This window comes from Streptomyces sp. NPDC048291, from assembly GCF_043201715.1.
In the GTDB taxonomy this organism is placed as follows: Bacteria; Actinomycetota; Actinomycetes; order Streptomycetales; family Streptomycetaceae; genus Streptomyces.
This window is the reverse complement of record NZ_JBICZC010000016.1, coordinates 169,635-190,727: the sequence shown is the minus strand read 5'-3', so window position 1 is coordinate 190,727 and position 21,093 is coordinate 169,635. Positions and strand designations below refer to the sequence as shown.

The 21,093-nt window shown below is 69.8% G+C and carries 22 protein-coding genes; 7 read left to right on the top strand and 15 right to left on the bottom strand.

Annotation, left to right across the window (positions count from 1 at the left end; all coding sequences use genetic code 11):
• Positions 1-325: 325 nt before the first annotated feature.
• The 11 genes from ACGF5O_RS38740 to ACGF5O_RS38690 form a co-directional block, all read right to left on the bottom strand.
• Positions 326-1,234: a bifunctional DNA primase/polymerase gene (locus ACGF5O_RS38740; RefSeq protein WP_393814613.1), complete on the bottom strand. Its 909-nt coding sequence runs from the start codon at positions 1,232-1,234 to the stop codon at positions 326-328.
• An 86-nt stretch (positions 1,235-1,320) separates the two neighbouring features.
• The gene (locus ACGF5O_RS38735) at positions 1,321-1,782 is read right to left on the bottom strand and encodes a hypothetical protein (RefSeq protein WP_393814612.1); all 462 of its coding nucleotides are present in this window, start codon (positions 1,780-1,782) and stop codon (positions 1,321-1,323) included.
• On the bottom strand, positions 1,779-2,105 hold the full coding sequence (locus ACGF5O_RS38730; protein WP_393814611.1) for a hypothetical protein: 327 nt from the start codon (positions 2,103-2,105) through the stop codon (positions 1,779-1,781). The genes ACGF5O_RS38735 and ACGF5O_RS38730 overlap by 4 nt, the downstream gene beginning before the upstream one ends.
• Before the next feature lie 15 nt (positions 2,106-2,120).
• The gene (locus tag ACGF5O_RS38725) at positions 2,121-2,624 is read right to left on the bottom strand and encodes a hypothetical protein (protein WP_393814610.1); all 504 of its coding nucleotides are present in this window, start codon (positions 2,622-2,624) and stop codon (positions 2,121-2,123) included.
• Positions 2,625-2,827: 203 nt separating this feature from the next.
• The gene (locus ACGF5O_RS38720; RefSeq protein ID WP_393814609.1) at positions 2,828-4,951 is read right to left on the bottom strand and encodes an ATP-binding protein; all 2,124 of its coding nucleotides are present in this window, start codon (positions 4,949-4,951) and stop codon (positions 2,828-2,830) included.
• Positions 4,948-5,286, bottom strand: coding sequence for a hypothetical protein (locus tag ACGF5O_RS38715; protein WP_393814608.1), 339 nt, complete (start codon positions 5,284-5,286; stop codon positions 4,948-4,950). The genes ACGF5O_RS38720 and ACGF5O_RS38715 overlap by 4 nt, the downstream gene beginning before the upstream one ends.
• 2 nt (positions 5,287-5,288) lie before the next feature.
• Positions 5,289-5,603 carry a hypothetical protein gene (locus tag ACGF5O_RS38710; protein WP_393814607.1) on the bottom strand — a complete coding sequence of 105 codons (315 nt, stop codon included), beginning with the start codon at positions 5,601-5,603 and terminating at the stop codon, positions 5,289-5,291.
• 12 nt (positions 5,604-5,615) lie between these two features.
• Positions 5,616-6,584: a phosphoadenosine phosphosulfate reductase family protein gene (locus tag ACGF5O_RS38705; RefSeq protein WP_393814606.1), complete on the bottom strand. Its 969-nt coding sequence runs from the start codon at positions 6,582-6,584 to the stop codon at positions 5,616-5,618.
• A 101-nt stretch (positions 6,585-6,685) separates the two neighbouring features.
• The gene (locus ACGF5O_RS38700; RefSeq protein ID WP_393814605.1) at positions 6,686-7,543 is read right to left on the bottom strand and encodes a protein spdB; all 858 of its coding nucleotides are present in this window, start codon (positions 7,541-7,543) and stop codon (positions 6,686-6,688) included.
• Entirely contained in the window at positions 7,540-7,989 is a 450-nt protein-coding gene (locus ACGF5O_RS38695; protein ID WP_393814604.1) for a Pycsar system effector family protein, read from the bottom strand. Before ACGF5O_RS38695 ends, ACGF5O_RS38700 begins: the two co-directional genes overlap by 4 nt.
• Complete coding sequence (locus ACGF5O_RS38690; RefSeq protein WP_393814603.1) at positions 7,986-8,255, bottom strand: DUF6284 family protein; 270 nt, start codon at positions 8,253-8,255, stop codon at positions 7,986-7,988. The genes ACGF5O_RS38695 and ACGF5O_RS38690 overlap by 4 nt, the downstream gene beginning before the upstream one ends.
• A gap of 800 nt (positions 8,256-9,055) precedes the next feature.
• On the opposite strand from ACGF5O_RS38690, the gene ACGF5O_RS38685 reads away from it, so the two are divergent.
• Complete coding sequence (locus ACGF5O_RS38685) at positions 9,056-10,063, top strand: XRE family transcriptional regulator (RefSeq protein WP_393814722.1); 1,008 nt, start codon at positions 9,056-9,058, stop codon at positions 10,061-10,063.
• Positions 10,064-10,067: 4 nt separating this feature from the next.
• On the opposite strand, the gene ACGF5O_RS38680 is transcribed toward ACGF5O_RS38685, so the two are convergent.
• From ACGF5O_RS38680 to ACGF5O_RS38665, 4 genes are all read right to left on the bottom strand, one after another.
• Entirely contained in the window at positions 10,068-10,835 is a 768-nt protein-coding gene (locus ACGF5O_RS38680; protein ID WP_393814602.1) for an NUDIX domain-containing protein, read from the bottom strand.
• Between the two features lie 114 nt (positions 10,836-10,949).
• Positions 10,950-11,939 (bottom strand): hypothetical protein, encoded by a 990-nt coding sequence (locus tag ACGF5O_RS38675; protein ID WP_393814601.1) that lies wholly within the window; start codon positions 11,937-11,939, stop codon positions 10,950-10,952.
• Positions 11,936-12,469 carry a DUF6932 family protein gene (locus ACGF5O_RS38670; protein WP_393814600.1) on the bottom strand — a complete coding sequence of 178 codons (534 nt, stop codon included), beginning with the start codon at positions 12,467-12,469 and terminating at the stop codon, positions 11,936-11,938. Before ACGF5O_RS38670 ends, ACGF5O_RS38675 begins: the two co-directional genes overlap by 4 nt.
• A 362-nt stretch (positions 12,470-12,831) precedes the next feature.
• Positions 12,832-14,613, bottom strand: coding sequence for a dolichyl-phosphate-mannose--protein mannosyltransferase (locus ACGF5O_RS38665; protein ID WP_393814599.1), 1,782 nt, complete (start codon positions 14,611-14,613; stop codon positions 12,832-12,834).
• Positions 14,614-14,742: 129 nt separating this feature from the next.
• Between ACGF5O_RS38665 and rsmI the strand changes: the two genes are divergently transcribed.
• The 6 genes from rsmI to ACGF5O_RS38635 all read left to right on the top strand — a co-directional run bounded on the left by rsmI (position 14,743) and on the right by ACGF5O_RS38635 (position 20,995).
• Complete coding sequence (rsmI, locus tag ACGF5O_RS38660; protein ID WP_393814598.1) at positions 14,743-15,591, top strand: 16S rRNA (cytidine(1402)-2'-O)-methyltransferase; 849 nt, start codon at positions 14,743-14,745, stop codon at positions 15,589-15,591.
• A 460-nt stretch (positions 15,592-16,051) separates the two neighbouring features.
• On the top strand, positions 16,052-16,489 hold the full coding sequence (locus ACGF5O_RS38655; protein ID WP_393814597.1) for a hypothetical protein: 438 nt from the start codon (positions 16,052-16,054) through the stop codon (positions 16,487-16,489).
• A gap of 46 nt (positions 16,490-16,535) precedes the next feature.
• The gene (locus ACGF5O_RS38650) at positions 16,536-17,468 is read left to right on the top strand and encodes a TatD family hydrolase (RefSeq protein WP_393814596.1); all 933 of its coding nucleotides are present in this window, start codon (positions 16,536-16,538) and stop codon (positions 17,466-17,468) included.
• Positions 17,469-17,625: 157 nt separating this feature from the next.
• Entirely contained in the window at positions 17,626-19,035 is a 1,410-nt protein-coding gene (locus tag ACGF5O_RS38645; protein WP_393814595.1) for a ubiquitin-like domain-containing protein, read from the top strand.
• A 146-nt stretch (positions 19,036-19,181) separates the two neighbouring features.
• Complete coding sequence (gene rsmA, locus ACGF5O_RS38640; RefSeq protein WP_393814594.1) at positions 19,182-20,087, top strand: 16S rRNA (adenine(1518)-N(6)/adenine(1519)-N(6))-dimethyltransferase RsmA; 906 nt, start codon at positions 19,182-19,184, stop codon at positions 20,085-20,087.
• On the top strand, positions 20,084-20,995 hold the full coding sequence (locus tag ACGF5O_RS38635) for a 4-(cytidine 5'-diphospho)-2-C-methyl-D-erythritol kinase (RefSeq protein WP_393814593.1): 912 nt from the start codon (positions 20,084-20,086) through the stop codon (positions 20,993-20,995). Before rsmA ends, ACGF5O_RS38635 begins: the two co-directional genes overlap by 4 nt.
• Positions 20,996-21,093 lie beyond the last annotated feature (98 nt).

Here is a 21,093-nt window from a genome sequence, read left to right as displayed (position 1 = left end):
TTACGGAGCGGGCACAGGTATCGGTGGTCGTCGTGGTCGGTGATCAGGGCGAGCACTCGCCGCTTGCCGAACGCGGTCTCGTGCCGGCCGCACAGGCACGTCGACGTGGCACTCGGGGTGGCTCCGTACGGGGCCCGGACGTTCAACCACGCGACGGGGTAACGCCCGTCCGGTGCCTGCGGGTCAGGGCGAAGGGCAGTTCGGACGCCCTGACGGGCGACGTCCTTCGGCTCGCCCACGGCCGCCACGGGGCCGGCCGATCGCGCGGCGTGCGGGCCGGTCGGGGTCGTGGTGGTGCTCTTCAGGAGGGGGCGGGATCGGGGGCTCATGCCGTCGCCCTGCGAGGGGAGTTGTGGGTGATGGACCAGTCCAGTGCGCTGCGGAGCGTCGAGCGGCACTCGGCGGCGGACAGTCCGGCCCCCTGCCCCGCCTCCTGAAGAGCCTGCTCCACCACGTGCCGGGGGAGGTCGCCCCACGCGACGAACCGCCCCAGAGCGCGCGCCGCCCGGAACAACGCCCCTTCCCGCGAACCCGGTTGGGCCGTGGCCACGTTCCGGCTCTCGCTGACGAGCGCTACATCCGCATATCGGCGTGATTGCCCCACTACGGGCCCTGAGGGGGTCTGTGCGGGCTTGGGGGCGGGTTGCAGGATGGTTTGGAGCCAGAGCGGCACAGGGGCCGCCACGGGGGCGCACAGGGCTTCGTACGCTCCGGTGGGGGTGGTGCTGCCGGCGGCGACCACGTACCCGCCCCACGCCCGCGTGTCGACCAACTTCCCTATCGTCCCTGCGGTGTTGGTGAGGCGGACGCCGGCCGGGGCGGTGAAGTACAGGTGCCCACCGCCGCTCGCGGTCCGCACCCGGTAGGTGTCGGGGACGGGGTGGCCGGCGCGCTCGCAGAGCGCTGCGAAGGTCGCCGCGCCGCCAGGCGCGTCCGAACTGCCCTTGTTCTTGGGTAGGTCCAGGTCGACAACCACCACGCCGGAGGGGCCGGTGGCGATCCCGATGTTGTACGGGGCCTGAGACCAGGCGGCGCGGATGCGGTCGGGGTCGGTGGTGGCGCGCTGCTCCCACTTGCGGTGCCCGCTCTCGCACTCGCCGGTGTGGGGGCACGTCGTCTCGCCGTGCAGGGCCGGCGGCCACTTGCGGCCGGGGCGCAAGGGGAAGACGTGCCAGCCGCGTCCGGCCGCGTCTAGGGCTGCATGGAGCAGCGCGGTTCGGGGGGCATGGGTCATGCTGGATGTCTCCAGTTCCTTGGTAGGTGACTGGTTGGCAAGGGCGGCCCCGGTCTTTGGCGAGAGGGGGGCCGCCCTTGGCGTAGCTAGGCGTTGGTGGTGCGTTCCTGCCGCGCCGTCTGCTCGTGCCATGCGGCGTACTGCTCGCGGACGTAGTCGCGGGGGTTGCCGGTCACGTCGGCACGGTCCAGGGCGATCAGGGCGCGGGCGATGTATTCGGCCTGGTGGTCGGGGTGGAAGCGGTCGGTGAGGGCGGCGCGGCGCAGCCACCATTCCCGGTCCCGCTTCCCCTCGTTGGCTTGCTGGATGAGCCAGTCCATTTCGTCGGCCTGGGCGGGGGCGTTGGTGTAGGCGGGGTGGGTGCGGGCGCGCTCGTGTTCGACCAGGTCGGGGCTGGGGCTGAGGTGGTCGGCGGTGGCGTACAGGCGCCGCTTGCCGCCGTCGCGGGCGGGGTAGTGGCGGACGGGGCCGAGGTTGAAGGCCTTGTTCAGCGCGGCGGTGATGGGGCCGGCCTCGTCGGGGTCGCAGATGACGCGGATCTCGATCACGACGCCTCCGGTCGGGTGTCCAGGCGGCGGGCGACGGTGTCGAGCTTGGCGGTGAGGTCGGCGGCCGGGGTGGTGGTGAAGGAGTACAGGGCGACAGTCGCGGCGATGATGACGTCGCACAGTTCGTTGGCGACGTCGGCGGTGGTGTGACTGATGCCCTTGCGGGGGTTCTGGCCGGTCATGCCGATGTACGCGGCTGATGCCTCGCCCGCTTCTTCGGCGACCTTCATCAGCCGCATGGCCGCCTCGTGTTCGCCGGTGCCGTTGGCGCTGTTCAGCGCGGCGGCGATGCGCGCCGCGATGGGGATCAGGATGGCGCTCATGTGGGGTTTCTCCTGTCAGCCGTGGTGTTCGTTGCGGGTGCGGGCGATCACGCCGTAGGTCTTGGTGGTGGTGTTCTCCTGCCGGACCGGGCCCCGGTAGTGGTGGTGGGTCTCGGTGTGGACGCCCTTGAGGGAGCGCAGGGCGGTCCCGATCGCGGCGACGACACCGCCCACGGCGGCGATGGGCAGGGTGACGAACAGGACGCTGGTGAGGGAGACGGCGGCGAATCCCTGGCAGGCGAGCCAGAGTCCGCAGCCGATGCCGACGAAGGCGGCTCCGACGCCGATGCCGGCGACGGCGGTCCCGGCGGCCCACGCGGGCACGATCCGCCGGTCCGGCTGCATGACCGGGGGCGTGTCGCCGAAGCGCGGGAGGGGGCTGTCGTCGCGGTAGGCGGTCGGGGTGTCGGGGGTGGGCTTGTAGGCGTCGGCGATGATCCGGCGCGCTTCGGCGGCGGCGACGTCGTCGCTCATCCGGACGCCCGACAGGGGCGTCTCGGGGGTGGTCTCGGGGTGCATGCGGAATCCCTTCCGGTCACGGTTCAGGGAGGCGGAGACACCCCCTGCCGGGGGTGCTGAGAGGGGGGTTTCGGGGGTCTGACCTGCGGTGCCTCCCTGTCTCCCTGACGATCAATTACGCAGGTCAGGGCCAGGGAGGCGGGTCAGGGAGGGGGTCAGGGAGTTCTCCCTGTCTCCCTGACCCGCCGGGGGTCGGCTCCCTGTCACTGGGAAGCGGAAGCGGAACCCTGGTTGTCGCGGTCGGCGAGCGCGCGGGCGACGCGGTCGGCGGCGACGACCATGCGGCCGTCGGACTTGTAGGACTCGCCCGCGGTGCCATCCAGCACGCGCTTGAGGTCGATGAACGACCACTTGCCATAGGCGTCCGGCGCGAGCACGGCGAGCCGCTTGAGAACGTCCTGCGTGCTCACCCGGGTGTCGGTGCCGAGCACGGAGGCGATGTCCGCGAGCGCGTCGCGCTTCTCGCCCTTCTCGACGGCGCGCAGCGTCGTGACCCCGTCGCGCAGGGCCTTGGCGCGCTCTGCGATGGCGGTTGCGTCGTCGTGGCCGATGAAGTGCGTGCGCACGGTGATGGAGGACTGGCCCTTGGGGATGTCGATCCCGCTGGAGGCGACGACCAGGGTTCCCTGGTCCAGGCCCGGACGCAGCAGGTTCGGGGCCGCCCCGCCGTCAACCGCCTTGTCCCCGAGCGCCATGCGGGCCTGGGACTCGGTGCCGAGCGCGAGGGAGGCGCGGGTGTGGGCGCCCTCGCGGACCAGCTTGGGAAGGTTCTGGTCGGTGGGGTCCTGGGTGCCCTGCCACATCAGCACGTTGACCGCACGGCCCTGGTTGTGGATCTTGCGGACGGCCATGAAGTACCGGGAGGTGGCCTTGGACCCGCCGTACTGCTGCCCAAGGTCGTCCTTGACCGGGCACATGAACGCGACCTGCGCTTCGTCCACGATGCAGATCAGCGGCGGGAACTCCATGTTCGGGTCGAACTGGCGGGCCTCGATCCGCTCGTTCATCTCATCGACCACACCTTCGACCATCTTCGTGGCCTTGATGACGTGCTCGTCGGTCGGACCCTGGATGAGCACCGTGGCCAGGCCGTCGAACATGACCCAGTCACCGCCCTTGAGGTCGGCGATCCGGAACTCGATGGTCTTGTCGAGCACGGCCCACAGGGCGAGCGATCGCAGGGAGGCGGTCTTGCCCTGGTTCGACAGACCCGTGATCAGAAGGTGGCGCTGGTACAGGCTCAGGGCCGCCGCGTCGCCGCGCAGGTCCTGGCCCCAGGGGGCGCGGCCCTTCTTGTAGTCGGCGGTCATGGTCTCGTCGGTGACCAGCGGCGACGGGCCGATCGGCTGGTCCAGGGCGCCGGAGTCGGCGACCCAGAGGCGGACCGTGCGGGCGGCTTCGGGGATCGTGATGAACACTTCGTGCTCGTGCCGGGTCAGGTTCTCCGCGAGCTTGCGGCGGCGCTGCTGCACCTCGATCGTGGACACCCCCGACGGCAGCGTGACGTCCACCTCGACCCCGCATCCGGCGATCCGGATCGGACCGAGCATCGACGCGCCCACGTCGCCCATGTCCTTGATGGCGTTGCGCAGCGCGGGCACGCCGAGGTCGCGCAGGGCCTTGACCACGATCGAGGGGGTGATGGGCTCGCCGTCGCTTGATCGCTGGTGCTCAGGCATCGACCATGCCGGGGCGGCCTTCTGGTGCGCGCCGACCGACCAGAGCGCGAGCAGGGCCAGGAACGGGGCGATCGTGAGCGCCGGGCCCCAGACGATCTGAGCGATCCGGATCAGGGTGGCGATGAAGTCGATGGTGGCCGCGAGCGGGGTGATGACGTCGGCCGGGTGCTTGGTGTTGATGGCCATGACGACCCCGAGCGCGAGCAGCCCGGCGATACCCATACCGGTCCCGACGGCGGCACCCCTGGCCACCTCCACCGGGGAGTGCAAGAGGTCCATGCGGCGGTGGTGGCGGGCCTGCCGGAAGCGCTGGAGACGCTCTTCCCACTCTTCGGCAACCTCGATGTTCCCGGTGGCTTCGGCGGCCCGGATCATGCGCTCGTAGCGGGCGCCGGTGCGGCCGTCCCAGGTGCGGCGGGCCACGATCCGGCCACCGTTGAACGTGTACAGGCCGTGCCGGGCGACCGCCCGGACCACGGTCTTGGTGTTCTCGTCGGTGGCGGCGGTCTTGATGGCGCGGCCGGAGCGCACCCAAAGCGGCAGCCGCGGGGCGGGTGCCGGGTCGGGGACGACCGTGAGCACGGTCGGGGCGTTCTCGCCGGCCGGCGGGTCGGTGGGCTTGTGGAGGTTGATGACGTTCTCGGTCATGACGGGAGGTCTCCAGTACGGGAGGCGAGAGAGGGGAGGTCACGGGAGCGCGCGCGGTTCTCGGCACGGCTGAGCTGGGACGCCTCGGTGCGGGGGCCGTCGACCCAGCAGAACGGGCGCAGGGTGTCGGCGGCGGTGAAGACGCGGATCGCGGCACCGGCCGGGGCGTCGGGCAGGGCGTAGACGCGGGCCCGCTCCAGGCTGGCCAGGAGGCGGGCGCCATGGTGCTCGCACCCGTCCGCGCCGGCGTTGAAGGCGTCCAGCACGGTCACCACGACCGTGCCGACGCACGGGGTCGGGTCGTCGGGGTGCGCGGCGGGGCAACGGCGGTCCATGCTCACCACCACGACTTCTTCGTGGCGGCCTTGGCGCGTGCCTGCTCGGTGATCAGGCGCTGACGCTCGCCGTACAGGGCGGTCAGTTCGGCGTTCAGCCGCCTCTCGGCGGCGGACCCGATGGAGTCCATCCGGTCCTCGGCACCGTTCGTGCTCCGTCCCCGGTGGACGTTGCGGGCGCCGCCGGCCAGGGCGCGGGTCATGGCGAGGCGTTCGCGGCTGGTCAGCGGCCACCACTCGCCCCGCTGGACGGCTTCCAGCTTCTTCTGAATCTTGCCGATCTCGCGGTCGATACGGCGGATCTCGGAGTTGCCCATGGTCAGCGGCTCCTAGGCGGCTGTTTGGCGGGTGAAGGTGTCGAACTGGTTGGGGGTGATCAGCCCGGTGTCACGCCATTCGGCGAGCAGATCGGCTTGTCCCTCGATGCCGTCGCACTTGGCGCACAGCCGCCCGGCCGGGCGGCGCCGACGCGAGCCGGGCGGACGCTGGCCCCACTTGCAGGCGGACAGTCCGGCCGCTTCGGCCTCGCGCTCCAACTCCCGCAGCGGCTTGGCCGCGTGGGGGTAGAAGAACTCGATCTCATCGAGTTCGTTCGGCTTGGCGAACGCCCCGCACAGGCACTCCCCGGACATGTGCAGATGCACCGTGACCTCGTTCAACGGCAGGGCGTCGGGGGTGCACAGCATGTGGTGGGTGTGCTTGTGCGGGAGGGTGCAGCGGTGCCGGTCGCGGTACTCGCGCATGTGGGCGTCGGTCCAGTGCACGATCGGGGAGACCCAGATCAGGGAGCCCTCGCGGTCGACCTCTTCGGCGTTACGGAACCTGCGGTCGGTCTCCGCCCACCGCATCCCGCCCAGGTAGACGACGTTGCGACTACGCCCCTGCCGGCCGATGATCTGCCCCCGCAGGCGTTGCAGCGGCTCATCTTTCAGCCGCCGGTACATCACGGAGTGGCCGGCTGGGCCGGGGAAGCCCTTCCATACCTGCCGGCCGATGTTCTTGCCGCGGGTGGACAGCACGTTGCCGAGCACGAGATCCCGGTAGGAGTGCCGGGGGTGCAGCTCATGCAGGGGCAGGCGCCACGCGTCGACCACGTCACGGACGTGGTGGGTGGTCTCTTGGATGCCGGTACCGGTGTTGACGTGGGCGATCGCGTCGACACGACGGCGGAAGAGGTGGTTGACGATGACGGAGTCGTTGCCGCCGGAGAACAAGCCGACCGTGGCCACCACGGGGAAGGCGGCCAGGACGCGGTCAACGATGGCGAACGAACGGGCGATCGCTTCGTCCAGGGTCATCGCTTCGGGCTCTTCCTCCGCTTTGGGAGGGCGACCGACGATGCGATCGGCCATGCCGGGGAACATGTCCCCGACCGGCCGCTTACGCGTACTGCGGGCAGTCACGCCACAACCCGCTTCCAGGCGGCCCGCAGGCGAACTTCGGAGGCGGAGTGGCCGGCCGCGCGGAAGCGAACGGCCATCTCCCGGTACGACAGGGCGGGGTCCTCGCTCAGGCGGATCTCATCGACCAACGTGTCCAGCACCGCGTCACTGAGCGCGGGGGCCGGCTCCAGCGCCGCAACCGGCTCGCTGGGGCCCCAGACGGGCAGTTCCCATGAGGGTGTGACGTCGGGTGTGACGCGACTCGTCACGCTGGTCAGGGCCCGTCCGGTGCTCTCGCCCTTACGGGCCGTCTCCAGCGTCGACCACGCCCCGGCAAGGGTTTCGGCGGTCTTGGCCTGGACGCGTGCGACGCGGGCGCCAGCCTCCGTCACGGCCGTCAGCCGCGTCTCCTCGGTGGACGCTTCGGCCCGCAGTCGGGCACGGGCAACTGCCGCGTCATCGCGGGCTTCCTGCTGAATGCCCCGGATCATGTCCAGCGCCGCCGACGTGAGAGCGGTCCGCTCCCACAGCCCGTGCACCAGCCACAGAGCCTTGGCGGCGAGCGGCAGCCACGCCACGGCCAGCCACGCCCCCGTGGACGCTTCGGCCGTCACGGCGTGGGTGACTAGGACGCCGGAGGCGATCGCGCCGAAGGACCAGCCGACGGCGGTCACCGGGGTGCTGTGGTCGCCCTGCGCGGCCAACCGGCGCTCATAGGCGAGCGTGGCCAGCCATCCGCCGTCGATACCCAGACCGACGACCAGGGCGACCAGCCACGGCATCGCCGTACCCAGCCACATCACGACCACGGCCAGGGTGAGCACCATGGACACGGCCGTCATCGCGACAGCCGGCAGTACGGTCTTGGCCTTCACACCGCACCCCCGATCGCGATCGCCACGGCGAGGATCAGGAGGGCGCCGCCGGCGCGGGTAAGGTCGACCGCGCGACGCAGGCAGGTGAACTTGACGACGGCGAGGCGGGAGAGTCCGGCGATGTCGGCGGCGAGGTCCGTCGACAGGCTCGCGGTGATCTCCTCGGGGGTCAGGGTCGCCCACAGGGGGAACCCGTGACCGCCGTTCAGGTTCGGGCGCACCGACGTCAGCAGCACACTCGCCGCACCGACCAGCAACACCATCCCCAGCACCCCGACCACTCCGGCCGGGACGTTGAGCGGGAGGGCACTGCCGATCGTCCAGGCGCCAGCCAGCACCGCACCGACGAACGCCAGCAACAGCGCGGTCTTGCTGTCGGTTCGCGCGATCTCCGCCTTCACCTCCGCGTGCGCGGCGGTCAGGGTCTGTGCGGTCGGGGTGCTCACGCAACACCGCCGGGCAGCAGCGCGCCGGCCGTGCGGTTGACCAGGGCCAGTCGGGCGGCGAGCGCCCGGCGGCGGGCCCGCCGGATGCGGCGGGTGTCCAGGTCGGTGGGGGTGCGGTCCAGGGTGATGATCTGCGCGTCCAGCAGGTCGACGTCCGCCAGGATCAGCGGGATCTCCTGCTCAATCGCGTCCAGTTCCGCGTCCGTCGGTTCGATCCAGTCGGCGAACGCGGTAACAGCGTCCTGAACAGTCACGATGGGGTTCATAGGGTCTGGTTCCTTCCAGAGAGGAACGGCCCGAACAGCGGCCCCGGTGCTCGAACACCGGGGCCGCACGCCGTTGAAGTCGGGTGATCCGGCTCCCCTCAGCGCTGCACGTACGAGACGCGCAGCGGAGGCAACCGGCCGCCGCACAGATGCGGCGAAGGTCAGAGATGCGCGGGCCTGAGCCGCGCCGGATACCTTTTGCGGGAGGTGACGGCCCGTATTGCGCGATATGGATCTGTGCCTCAGTCCCGCTCTCCCGAGGAATCGCATCTCGGTCTCTTCGCGCGGCGTCCGTGCCCTTGGGCAGATCCGTTCTTTTGAGTCGGCACGTGTCCCTGACGGGAGATGACCGACTGGTCTCCAGTCGCCCCAGCCGGAGTGGTCACGGCTGTCGTACTGCTCTGGATCACGCTGTGGAGTTGTCGTGCACCGTCACGACGACCAATCACTATCTGGTGCGCACCAGTAGAGAAGCATCTGGTGCGCACCAGGGTCAAGGGTGTTCGCTGAATCGAGCGGCGATTGCCCGCCTTGGCGCATCTCTAGAAGACCCGCTGAGGCATGGGTGCCGGTAGTCAACAGGGCTTAACTTCAGTCCTGTTAACCCCTGTTGACCTGCGGTGATGTGAGGCACCATGGAGGGGCCAATGATCGGAACTAACGCCGGGCGGTGGCCTGTGAGTTCAGGACTTCGGAGCGCGCGGACTGCGCGCGGCTGGTCGCAAGAGCGGCTGGTTCGCGAGATCGAGCAGCACGCCCGACAGAACCTCACCGACGTCGCCTCAACCGCGAGTTTGCGGGTGTACGTGTCTGAGTGGGAGAACGGCAAGCGCACGATCTCAGACCGGTACGCGGGCATCCTGCGGAAGCTTCTCGGCGCCACTGATGCGGAGTTGAGAGGGGTCGTGACCGCTCAGGCGGTGCCGACCACTGACGGGTACGACGACCTACTTGGCAGGATCGATTCAGCCAGTAGCGTTAGCGAATCCATGGTCAGCGCTTTCAATGCGCAGACGGAGTTGCTCCGCACCATGGATCGCCAAATGGGGGCAGCCGGCCTTGTGGACCAGATGACCGGTCACCTTGGCGCCCTCGAAGAGGCGCTGAACTTCGCCGTACTGCCCTCTGCGCGCCGACCGGTGGCGCTTGCACTCGCGGGGGCGTCGACCCTTGCCGCGTGGCAGGCCGTCGACTCCGGAGCGGTGGAGCGGGCGTGGCGGCATTACGAACTTGCGAAACGGGCCGCGCGCGATGCTGAGGCTCCGATGTATCTCGCGCACGCCATGGGTGAGCAGGCGTACGTGCTTTGCGAGGCTGGACGGCCCGCGCTGGGCGTCGAATTGGTTCGCGACGCACAACGGACCCTTGGAAGGGACGGATCACCCCGACTCTGGGCGTGGCTTCATGCAACCGAGGCGGAATTGTGCGCGCACGCCGGAATGGTTGATGACTGTCATCGTGCCTTGGAAAAGGCTGCGGAGTGCATTCCTGGAGGACTCGAAGACCGAGACCCCGACATGCTGAGCATCTTCCTTAATAGTTCACATCTTGCTCGGTGGCAGGGGAACGTCCTCGCCTTACTCGGAGACGATAGCGCCGTAACCAGCCTCTACGGCGCCTTGAGGGTGATGGACCCCACCTTTGTGCGGGCGAGGGCCGGAACGCACGCGGATTTGGCGCAGGCGCATTTAGCGCGAGCTGAGTACGACGATGCGCAGACTCACCTCAGGCAGGCGCGGCTACTGGCGAGCCGCACGGGTTCCGTGCGGCAGCGCCGTCGCATCGACCTGCTCACTGAGCGGCTGTAACCCGCTACTTGCGCCGGGTGGCAAGGATATGCAGCAGGGCGACAAGGGTGCCAGACCCCATTAGCTCACCGCGTGCCATGAGCCCCGGAATGTCGGCCAACGGCACCCATTCAATGTGCCCCGATTCTTCGAGGTCTGTTGGGGAACCGACTTTTTCGGCGCCATAGGCGACGAAGATTTCATGAGGGGAGTCAACCATGCCAACCATTGGTTGGTAGGTGACCACGTGCTCAACGGAATTCGGACGCCACCCCGTCTCTTCCATGACTTCTCGAAGCGCGGTATCTGAGGCTTCCTCGCCCTCATCAACAATCCCGCCAGGAAGTTCCCAACCGAATCGCTGAGGAACGAACCGATACCGCCACATCATGAGCACGCGGTCTTGATTGTCGATAACCGCCGTAACCGCGACGCGATGCAGCTTCACTACATGATGCTCAAATCGTTCCACGCCGGGCGGTTCTACGTCCCAGACTTGGAGTTTGACCCATTGGTTGTCGTAGATGTCACGTTCGCCGTGGATCTGCCACGGCTCCACGTTGTTCGGAGTCTTGACGCTCACTGTGCCCGGTACTCGGTACGAACTCCTACCGTGAACTTCCAGTGCGCCCTCTGCCACGAGACGCGCAAGGACTTGCCGAAGCGCCGTCCGGCCGATGCTCAGTTCCTCCGTCAGTGTTCGTTCAGAAGGGAACTTGTCGCCGGGGGCGTACCGGCCTGAGGCGAGCCGATCGCGGAGCGTCTCGTAGACCTTGGTCGTCTTCGGTCCCATCCTCTGAGCATCCTCCGTTGTTCTTCCATCGTGAGCCAGCGCGCCGAGTCGCAGGTCATTACCTCTGTCTGCGCTTGATGTGACGCCCAGAGCTTGCCCTACTGTTTGGACTTGCTACCCGGAGACTGTCTGTAGGTTGAGGATGGAATAGATTTTACGCTCACGACCGCCAGCAAATAGGACGGTAGTAACCTCTACTTCGGCTGTTACGCGTTTGTTGAAATACCTGTCCAGGTGAGCAGTCATTTCGTCGTCAGTGCTCGCTTTGATCAGCTCGCCACCGTCGGTCCGAATTTCAACCTTCCCTTGGAATGAACTCGCCGTCCCAAGCCATCCCGTCACGGTCATGGTTTCGACGTTGGTGAAATCGCTCTGCTCACACAAGATGCGAACTCTTTGAACGCCGGAAGGGGTCCAATTGCTGCGTCGAGCTCGGCTGCTTTGTCCGTACCAGTCGACGCGAACTCCGACCCCGGCATCGTAAAGACCCGCAGTGAGCAGGCCGAGATGTTTCAGCGACCGTTGCCCCAGGGGGGCAAGTTGCTCAGCCAATAGTTCGTCGGTTGATCCTGCACCCTCCGAAAGGTCGGCGATGTCAAGCACCTTGTCTACGGCTTCATCAAGGGTAGTTCGTAGGTCGCCGATCAAATCGCCAAATAGATTTTCTTGACCGGTTTCAGTGGTCGGTCCGTACATTGCTACACCGAAAGATGAAGGGAATGTTGCGGCGGCGCTCAAGGCTGTAGCTTCACGAATATCGCGCGGGATCGATGCGGAGCTTGTGGGTCGTCCCGTGAGGGCTTGAGCGACGGCGGAAACCGACTCTTGAAGGTTGGTCAGGAATGCGCCAAGGGTAGACACAGGAACGATGTGTTCAGCGGTTGCCGCCCCAGTCAATGCAACCTCAAGGCGTCGCCGTCCACGCTCGGTCGTTACGTCTACAGACTTGAGTAGCCGGCCTCGTTGAATTGCGGCGAATTCGGCTGGGGTGCTCGGTTCCTCGCGCGAGCCATGCACTCGGCTGTTTCGGATATGCCTCATCCACTGACGGAGTGCTTCCTTGTCTGATGGATCGGGCATGGGTGCGTTCGGTGTTGGCGTCACAGCAGCACCTCCACGTACCCTCGACGCAGCACATCAGGAACGGACTGGGCAGACTCTGGCTTGATGCATTGCCATACCTCATCGTAGAGGCCTAGGTCCCTGAACGACTCTCTCTCCTCTTGGCTGAGGAGGCTGGGCAACATCTGTGAGACGGGAAGTCTTTCGGGGAGCCGCACAAGGTGAGCATCGACGCGCATCCCCTGTTCTACGCACCATCCCCGAAGCGTCAGGTCGGCCAGGTCAGCCAGAGTCTCCCGATCGAGGCGGTCGTAGGCCCGCGCACTCACCAGGTACGTCACGTCTACGTCGCTGGGATCAGGCTTTCTGCTGACGAAGCTTCCTCCGACCCACATACGGCTGATCTCTCCTGTGAATGCCTCGATTGCTGCCTGATGCCGAGTCCATTCTTCCCAGATTTCACGTCGAACATCGGAGCCTGTGGATTCCACAAGCGCTGTGTACAACTCGTCCAGGGACACTGCGTAACGGCCGGGCGGCAGCAGGCCCGTCGTCGGGTCAAGATCAGGCAAGCAGGTCAAGATGGCCGATCCCCCCTCCTCCTTGATCGGTGAACCGATCGTAGCCAAGTTGTCCGGTCTTGCGACCGGAGTCGCCCGATCCCGTTACCTTCACGTTCCTGCGCTGTGATGAGTTCTGCCAGAGGCCCTCGTCGCTTGTCGTGGACGAGGCGTGGACGCAAGTGTTGCTCTTGAGTGAGGAAGACTTGTTTCCACTGGTCAGGCTGAGAATGCTCGCGTCGACATGGGTGGACTACCAATCCGCTGTGGGCCGTCTCCGGGCCGTCCGAGGGTGGCCAGCAACGACCGCCAACGACCAACAACGACCACGAGGGCGCGGCAGTCTGCCGCGCCCTCGTGGTGTGTCTGCCCAGCTAGACCCAGGTGTCCAGCCACATCCGTGAACGCCAGGAGTCGATGGGGATCGCGGTGCCCGTGTACAGGGGCCAGAAGTAGATGAAGTTCCAGGCGATCAGGAGGACCAGGACGCCCGCGCTCGATGCGCCGAGCAGGCGGCGGGTGTCGCTGGAGCCCGGGGGGCCGATGATCGCGCCGATCATCATCGCCACCGCGAGACAGAGGAACGGCACGAAGACGACGGCGTAGAAGAGGAAGATCGTGCGCTCCTGGTACATGAACCAGGGCAGGTAGCCGGCCGCGATGCCGCACGCGATGGCACCGGCCCGCCAGTCGCGGCGGAACGCCCACCGCCACAGGATGTAGGCGATCGCGAAGCAGGCCGCCCACCACAGCAGCGGGGTGCCGATCGCGAGCACCTCACGGGCGCACTTCTCGCCGGCGTCCGACGGGCAGCCGTCCACGCCCGGGGACGGCGACTCGTAGTAGTACGACACCGGGCGGCCCAGCACCAGCCAGGACCACGGGTTCGACATGTACGTGTGCGGCGACGACAGGCCGACGTGGAACAGGTACACCTCGTGCTCGTAGTGCCACAGGCCGCGCAGCCAGTCCGGCAGGAACGTCCAGTTCCCGCCCTTGCCGTCGGTGGCCGCCCAGTTGCGGAAGTAGCCGCCGGTGCCGTCGGTGGGGGACAGGATCCAGCCGATCCAGGACGTCAGGTAGACGGCGACCGCCACCGGGACCGTCGCGAGGAACGTGATCCCCGTGTCGTGCGCCAGGACCGCCTTGTACGGGTGCCGGGCACCGGCCACCCTGCGGGCGCCGACGTCCCACAGCAGCGCCATCACGCAGAACGCGGCCAGGATGTAGAGACCGTTCCACTTGGTGCCGATCGCGAGGCCCAGCAGCACGCCCGCGGCCCAGCGCCAGGGCCGCCACCCGAAGCGGAAACCGTCGGCCACGGCCGCGTCCGGGCGGACCCGGCCGTCCGCGTCCGGCGGCAGCGCGGCGGCCAGCTTCGCCCGCGACCGGTCCCGGTCGACGACCAGGCAGCCGAACGCCGCCAGCACGAAGAACATCAGCACCCCGTCGAGCAGCGAGGTGCGGCTCATCACGAAGTGCAGACCGTCCACCGCCATCAGCGCGCCCGCCAGGCAGCCCAGGAACGTCGACCGGAACATCCGGCGCCCGATCCGGCACAGCAGCAGCACGCTCAGTGTGCCCAGCAGCGCGGTCATGAACCGCCAGCCGAACGGGTTGAAGCCGAAGATCAGCTCCCCGAGCCCGATCACGTACTTGCCGACCGGCGGGTGCACGACATACGCCGCGTCCACCGGGATGCCGACGTGACCGGCCTTCTGCAGGATCAGGTCGTTGGCGTTCTTGTCCCAGTTGACCTCGAAACCGCGGTGGACGAGCGCCCACGCGTCCTTCGCGTAGTACGTCTCGTCGAATATCACCGCCTTCGGGCTGCCCAGGTTCCAGAACCGCAGCACGCCCGCCATCAGCGTCACCAGGAGCGGACCGCCCCAGCCCGACCAGCGCGTGATCCGCCCGGCGAGCACCGGAGGCACCCCCAGGGCCAGCCACAGCCGGGGGTTCGGCTCGGTGTACGGCGGCACCAGGCGGTCGACGACGCCGGCCCGCGCACCCGAGCCCGCGGTGCCTCTGTCACCGGTGGTGTGCGCCGGGCTCGCCGTGTAGCCGAACCGGCGCAGCCGCTGCTGCCACGTCGGCCGCTCGTCGAGCGCTGCCTGGCCCTGCCGGGTGTCCGTGGAGGACGCGGTACTGGTCACCGCGCCATCGTAGGGAACCGTTCTGTGTGAGTCCCGTGCAATGCGGCTTCGCGGTGGGTTCCTTTGCGTTCACCGCCCCGGGCGTCGGCGGGGGACGGCGCTGTCGGTGGCGGCTGCGAGGATGGAGGCGTGACTGGAACCCTTGTCCTCGCAGGCACCCCCATCGGCGACGTCGCGGACGCGCCGCCCCGGCTCGCCGCGGAGCTGACCGGCGCCGACGTGATCGCGGCCGAGGACACGCGGCGGCTGCGCTGGCTCACCCAGGCGCTGGGCGTGACGCCCAAGGGACGCGTGGTGTCGTACTTCGAGGGCAACGAGGCCGCCCGCACGCCCGAACTGGTCGAGGAACTCGTCGGCGGCGCGCGCGTGCTGCTCGTGACCGACGCGGGGATGCCGTCCGTCTCCGACCCCGGCTACCGGCTGGTCGCGGCGGCCGTGGAGAAGGAGATCCGGGTCACGGCCGTACCGGGGCCGTCCGCCGTGCTCACCGCGCTCGCGCTGTCCGGGCTGCCCGTCGACCGGTTCTGCTTCGAGGGATTCCTGCCGCGCAAGGCGGGCGAGCGCCGCTCGCGGCTCCAGGAGGCCGCCGAGGAGCGCCGCACCCTCGTCTACTTCGAGGCCCCGCACCGCCTCGACGACACCCTCGCCGCGATGGCCGAGGTCTTCGGCGCCGAGCGGCGGGCCGCGGTCTGCCGCGAGCTGACCAAGACGTACGAGGAGGTGCGGCGCGGCCCGCTGGCCGAGCTGGCGGTGTGGGCCGCCGAGGGGGTGCGCGGCGAGATCACCGTCGTCGTGGCGGGCGCGCCGGAGCGCGGGCCGGAGGAACTCGACGCGGCGGAGCTGGTGCGGCGGGTGCGGGTGCGGGAGGAGGCGGGGGAGCGCCGCAAGGAGGCGATCGCGGCGGTGGCGGTGCAGGCGGGGATTCCGAAGCGGGTGGTGTTCGACGCCGTGGTGGCCGCGAAACGCTCCGCCGAGTAGGCGCCGAGTTTTCCGGGGGCGCCGCGGTGGTTGCTCCTGTGCAGCGGTCCGCGGGTCCTGGACGGCTGGTCGCGCAGTTCCCCGCGCCTCTGAAGGGGCGCTGCCGCGGCGGCGTCCCCAGGGGGCGCACCTTGATCTCTGAGCGAGCCGCTCCTCGGCTGAGCGTGCGCCCCTGACCTGCGGTGATGTGTCCTCTGAGCGGGGTCTCACTCCTCTGAGCGCGCGTCCCACGGGACGGTAAAGCAGGGGAGGGAAACGCAAAGCCCAGCCCTCTTCGGCGAGGCGGATTTGGCAAGCCGAATCCAAATCGCCTCCAACACTCGGCAGGCCTGTCGCATTCGCGCCGGTGAAGGCGTCCACTGGTCAGCAGGGACGCACCCGTCCCTCACCCCCATGGGATTCCGGGGGGAATCCCCGCGCCGGGGGTGCGTGCTTGTCCAAGCGGACAAGAGGAGCTGGCATGAGTGAGATCGCAGGGCAGACCACCGGCCTCCGCGGTGCGGCCACAGCCGTCGTCCACGAGTCGTATTCCTTCGCCTGCATGCGATGCGGGCACGGCTGGGAGCAGTCGTACGAGATAGAGCACCACACCGATGCCGACAACCACGAGTTCGTCAAGTACGTGGCGAACGGCCGGGTCGTCCCGTCGCCGCTGAGCCGGCCCTCGTGCCAGAACTGCGACGGCCAGGTCCTGCGGATCATGCGTGCGGGCCAGGTCTCGTCGGTGCGCAACGCCGCGCAGCGGTCGCACCGGTCACCGGCGCAGGACCGTCCCGCCGGGCAGGCCGCTGCGGAGAGCGGGCCGGCCGAGGCGACGGAGGCGCCCGCGGAGATCGGGCAGCCGCACCACTGGCACCTGTCGGACCTCCTGCACCCCTTCCAGCGCAAGGCGAGCTGACCCGGCCGCCGGTCCGGCGGGCATGCCCCTTTCGTAGGATCGGGGCATGCCTTCGAACGCCCCCGGTACGGCCTCCCGTACGGCCGACAAGAACGCGGCGCCGCCGCTCCCGGAACCCCTCCGGGTGCCCGTCGCCGACTCCCACACCCACCTCGACATGCAGTCCGGCACGGTCGAGGAGGGCCTCGCGAAGGCCGCGTCGGTGGGTGTGACGACCGTCGTCCAGGTCGGCTGCGACCTCAAGGGCTCGCGATGGGCGGCCGACACCGCCGCAGCGCACGCGAGCGTGCACGCGACCGTCGCCCTGCACCCCAACGAGGCCCCGCGGATCGTCCACGGCGACCCTGGGGGCACCTCCCAGCCCCCTGGGGCTGGGGGAGGCTGGTCCCGGCAGGGGGCGCGGGCGGGAGGCGGGGACGCCGCGCTCGACGAGGCGCTCGCCGAGATCGACCGGCTGGCCGGGCTGCCCCAGGTGAGAGGCGTCGGCGAGACCGGCCTTGACTACTTCCGCACCGGACCCGAGGGCAAGGCCGCCCAGGAGCGCTCCTTCCGCGCCCACATCGAGATCGCCAAGCGGCACGGCAAGGCCCTCGTCATCCACGACCGCGACGCCCACGCCGACGTCCTGCGCGTCCTCAAGGAGGAGGGCGCCCCCGAGCGGACCGTGTTCCACTGCTACTCCGGGGACGCGGTGATGGCCGAGGAGTGCGCCCGCGAGGGCTACTTCATGTCCTTCGCAGGCAACGTCACCTTCAAGAACGCCCAGAACCTGCGGGACGCGGTGGCGGTGGCCCCCCTGGAACTGCTCCTCGTGGAGACCGACGCGCCCTTCCTGACCCCGGCGCCGTACCGCGGACGGCCCAACGCCCCGTATCTCATTCCGGTCACGGTGCGCGCGCTGGCCGCCGTGCGCGGCATCGACGAGGACGCGCTGGCGACGGCCCTGGGCGCGAACACCGCCCGCGCCTTCGACTACTGAGGGTGCATCGATCGTAACTGGCGCATAACGTTCACGGGGGCGCACCTTTGGTCTGCTCGCGACCGTGCGTAGTCGTGCCGCTTTGGAGAGTGACGAGTGCTCCGCTAGGTTCTGGGGGCCCGATCCGGACCCCTCTGGCCCTCTGGAGCGTGTCGGCGTGAGCACATCGCAGTACGAGACGTCTGGGGCGTACGACCCCTACGGCGCGCCCGGCGTGCACGGCGCGCACGACGCCGAGACGCTGGGCTACGGCACGGCGTACGGGGGTGACACCTACCAGCCGGCGTACGAGGTCGCGGCACAGACGGCGCAGGCCGCGCAGGCCGCTCGTGCCGCGCAGTCGCAGGTCGCCGGGCAGGAGCTGCCGCGGCAGGGCGACGGCGGGGCGGAGGAGGAGGCGCAGGAGGCGGATGCGCGCGCCGTGGCAGGGCGGCGCGCCGCGCGCCGGCGCAAGGCGCGGTACACCCGGCGCCCCGAGTCCGCCGTGCGCCGTCTGCTGCCGCAGGCGCTCGTCGTCGCGTTCCTCGCGGGCGGTACCACCGCGTTCCTCGCCAAGGACAAGGCCATCGAGCTGACCGTGGACGGCAGGCCGCGCACCCTGCACACGTTCGCCGACGACGTCACCGGCCTGCTGGCCGAGGAGGGCGTGCCGGTCGGGGCGCACGACGTGGTCGCGCCCGCCCCCGGTTCGGTCCTGGCCAGCGGCGACGAGGTCGCGGTCCGCTACGGCCGCCCGGTACGACTCACGCTGGACGGCGAACGGCACGAGGTGTGGACGACGGCGCGCACGGTGGACGGGGCGCTCAGACAGCTCGGGGTACGCGCCGAGGGCGCGTACCTGTCGGCCTCGCGCTCCCAGAACATCGGACGCGCCGGGCTCGCGCTCGACGTACGCACCGAACGCACGGTCACCATCCTGGCGGACGGCCGGACCCGGACCATCCGCACCAACGCCGCGACCGTCGGCGAGGCCGTCGAGGAGGCCGGGATCACCCTGCACGGCCAGGACACCACCTCCGTGTCCCGGTCCGGCTTCCCGCGCGACGGGCAGACGGTGACCGTGCTGCGCGTCACCGGCAGCAAGGAGGTGCGCGAGGAGACCATCCCGTTCCAGGTGCGGCGGACGGCGGACCCGACGCTGTTCAAGGGGACCGAGGTGGTGGAGCGGGCCGGGCGGCCGGGGCTGCGCCGTGTGACATATTACTTGCGCTCCGTCAACGGAGTCCGGCAGAAGCCGCACCGCGAGACGGCCGAGGTGGTCCGGGAGGCGCGCACCCAGCTGGTCAAGGTGGGGACCAAACCGCACCCCGACTCCGTGACCGGCGCCGACGGCCTGAACTGGCACGGTCTCGCCGTCTGCGAGTCCGGCGGCCGGGCGCACGCGGTGGACCCCTCCGGGACGTACGGCGGGCTGTACCAGTTCGACGCCCACACCTGGCACGGCCTCGGCGGCAGCGGGCGCCCGCAGGACGCCTCGGCGGAGGAGCAGACGTTCCGCGCGAAGAAGCTCTACGTGAGCCGCGGCTCCACGCCCTGGCCGCACTGCGGGGCGCGGCTGCACAAGTGACCGGGGACGAGTGACAGAGGACGAGTGACAGAGGACGAGTGACAGAGGACGAGTGACCGGGGGAAGCGGCCGCGCGGGTGGCCGGCGGGAGGCGGTCGTACAGGTGACCGGCCGGCGGCGTCCCCGGCGGCCCGTACCCTTGTCCCGTGAGCAGCCCCACCCCCGACGCCCTCCTCGGCCCCGCCGACATCCGTGAGCTGGCGGCAGCGCTCGGTGTCCGTCCGACCAAGCAGCGCGGCCAGAACTTCGTGATCGACGCCAACACGGTCCGCCGTATCGTCCGCACCGCCGAGGTCCGCCCGGACGACGTCGTCGTGGAGGTCGGCCCGGGGCTCGGGTCCCTCACCCTCGCGCTCCTGGAGGTCGCGGACCGGGTCACCGCCGTCGAGATCGACGACGTGCTGGCCGGCGCCCTGCCCGCGACGATCGCGGCGCGCATGCCGGCGCGCGCGGACCGGTTCGCGCTGGTCCACTCCGACGCGATGCACGTCACCGAGCTGCCGGGACCGCCTCCGACCGCCCTCGTCGCGAACCTCCCCTACAACGTCGCCGTCCCCGTCCTCCTCCACATGCTCGACACCTTCCCGAGCATCGAGCGGACGCTGGTGATGGTGCAGTCCGAGGTCGCCGACCGGCTCGCCGCCGGACCCGGCAACAAGGTGTACGGCGTGCCGTCCGTCAAGGCCAACTGGTACGCCGAGGTCAAGCGCGCCGGCGCCATCGGGCGCAACGTCTTCTGGCCCGCGCCCAACGTCGACAGCGGGCTCGTCTCCCTCGTCCGGCGTGCGGAACCGCTGAAGACGACGGCGTCGAAGCGCGAGGTCTTCGCGGTCGTCGACGCGGCGTTCGCGCAGCGCCGCAAGACCCTGCGGGCGGCGCTCGCCGGCTGGGCCGGGTCCGCGGCGGCCGCCGAGGCGGCGCTGGTCGCGGCCGGGGTCTCCCCGCAGGCCCGCGGCGAGGCGCTGACGGTGGAGGAGTTCGCCAGGATCGCCGAGCACGCCGAGCACGCCGAGCACGCCGAGCACGCCGAGCACAAGGAGTCCGGTAAGTGAGCGTCACGGTACGCGTCCCGGCCAAGGTCAACGTCCAGCTCGCGGTGGGCGCCGCCCGCCCCGACGGCTTCCACGACCTGGCCAACGTCTTCCTCGCCGTCGGCCTCTACGACGAGGTCACGGTCACGCCCGCCGACGAGCTGACCGTCACCTGCGAGGGCCCGGACGCCGCCGAGGTCCCCCTGGACCGCACGAACCTCGCGGCGCGCGCCGCGCTCGCGCTCGCCGGGCGCCGGGGCATCGAACCCGCCGTGCACATCCACATCGCCAAGGACATCCCCGTCGCCGGCGGCATGGCCGGGGGGAGCGCGGACGGGGCGGGCGCGCTGCTCGCCTGCAACGAGCTCTGGCGCGCGGGCGCCTCCCGCGCCGAACTCCTCGCGATCTGCGCCGAGCTGGGCAGCGACGTGCCGTTCAGTCTGGTCGGCGGGGCCGCCCTCGGCGTCGGGCGGGGCGAGCAGCTGACCGTGCTGGAGACCGGCGGCACCTTCCACTGGGTGTTCGCGATGGCCGAGCGGGGGCTGTCGACGCCGGCCGTCTTCCGCGAGTTCGACCGGCTGGCGCAGGGGCGGGACATCCCGGAACCGGTGGCCTCGGCGGAACTGCTCCAGGCCCTGGCGAAGGGCGATCCGGACGCGCTCGCCGCCGCCGTCTCCAACGACCTCCAGCCCGCGGCCCTCTCCCTCTTCCCGGAGCTCGCCGACACCCTGGCCGCGGGGCGCGAAGCCGGAGCACTCACCGCCCTCGTCTCCGGCTCCGGCCCCACCACGGCCTTCCTCGCCCGAGACCCGGAGACGGCCACCAAGATCGCCGACGCCCTCCGAACCTCCCACACCTGCCGCACGGTACGCACGGCAACCTCCCCCGCACCGGGCGCCACGGTGACCCGTGACGCCACCGAGCGGTAATACGGCGGCCCGGTCCCGCAGCGGCGCGGTAATGCGGCGGCCCGGTCCCGCAGCGGCGCGGTAATGCGGCGGCCCGGTCCCGCAGCGGCGCGGTAATG

Coding starts and splice junctions, on each gene's coding strand:
- ACGF5O_RS38740 (WP_393814613.1), bottom strand. CDS start 1,234: ATGACCCATGCCCCCCGAACCGCGCTGCTCCATGCAGCCCTAGACGCG.
- ACGF5O_RS38690 (WP_393814603.1), bottom strand. CDS start 8,255: ATGAACCCCATCGTGACTGTTCAGGACGCTGTTACCGCGTTCGCCGAC.
- ACGF5O_RS38725 (WP_393814610.1), bottom strand. CDS start 2,624: ATGCACCCCGAGACCACCCCCGAGACGCCCCTGTCGGGCGTCCGGATG.
- ACGF5O_RS38720 (WP_393814609.1), bottom strand. CDS start 4,951: ATGACCGAGAACGTCATCAACCTCCACAAGCCCACCGACCCGCCGGCC.
- ACGF5O_RS38655 (WP_393814597.1), top strand. CDS start 16,052: ATGAGTGAGATCGCAGGGCAGACCACCGGCCTCCGCGGTGCGGCCACA.
- ACGF5O_RS38705 (WP_393814606.1), bottom strand. CDS start 6,584: ATGACCCTGGACGAAGCGATCGCCCGTTCGTTCGCCATCGTTGACCGC.
- ACGF5O_RS38650 (WP_393814596.1), top strand. CDS start 16,536: ATGCCTTCGAACGCCCCCGGTACGGCCTCCCGTACGGCCGACAAGAAC.
- ACGF5O_RS38680 (WP_393814602.1), bottom strand. CDS start 10,835: ATGGGACCGAAGACGACCAAGGTCTACGAGACGCTCCGCGATCGGCTC.
- ACGF5O_RS38710 (WP_393814607.1), bottom strand. CDS start 5,603: ATGGGCAACTCCGAGATCCGCCGTATCGACCGCGAGATCGGCAAGATT.
- ACGF5O_RS38730 (WP_393814611.1), bottom strand. CDS start 2,105: ATGAGCGCCATCCTGATCCCCATCGCGGCGCGCATCGCCGCCGCGCTG.
- ACGF5O_RS38715 (WP_393814608.1), bottom strand. CDS start 5,286: ATGGACCGCCGTTGCCCCGCCGCGCACCCCGACGACCCGACCCCGTGC.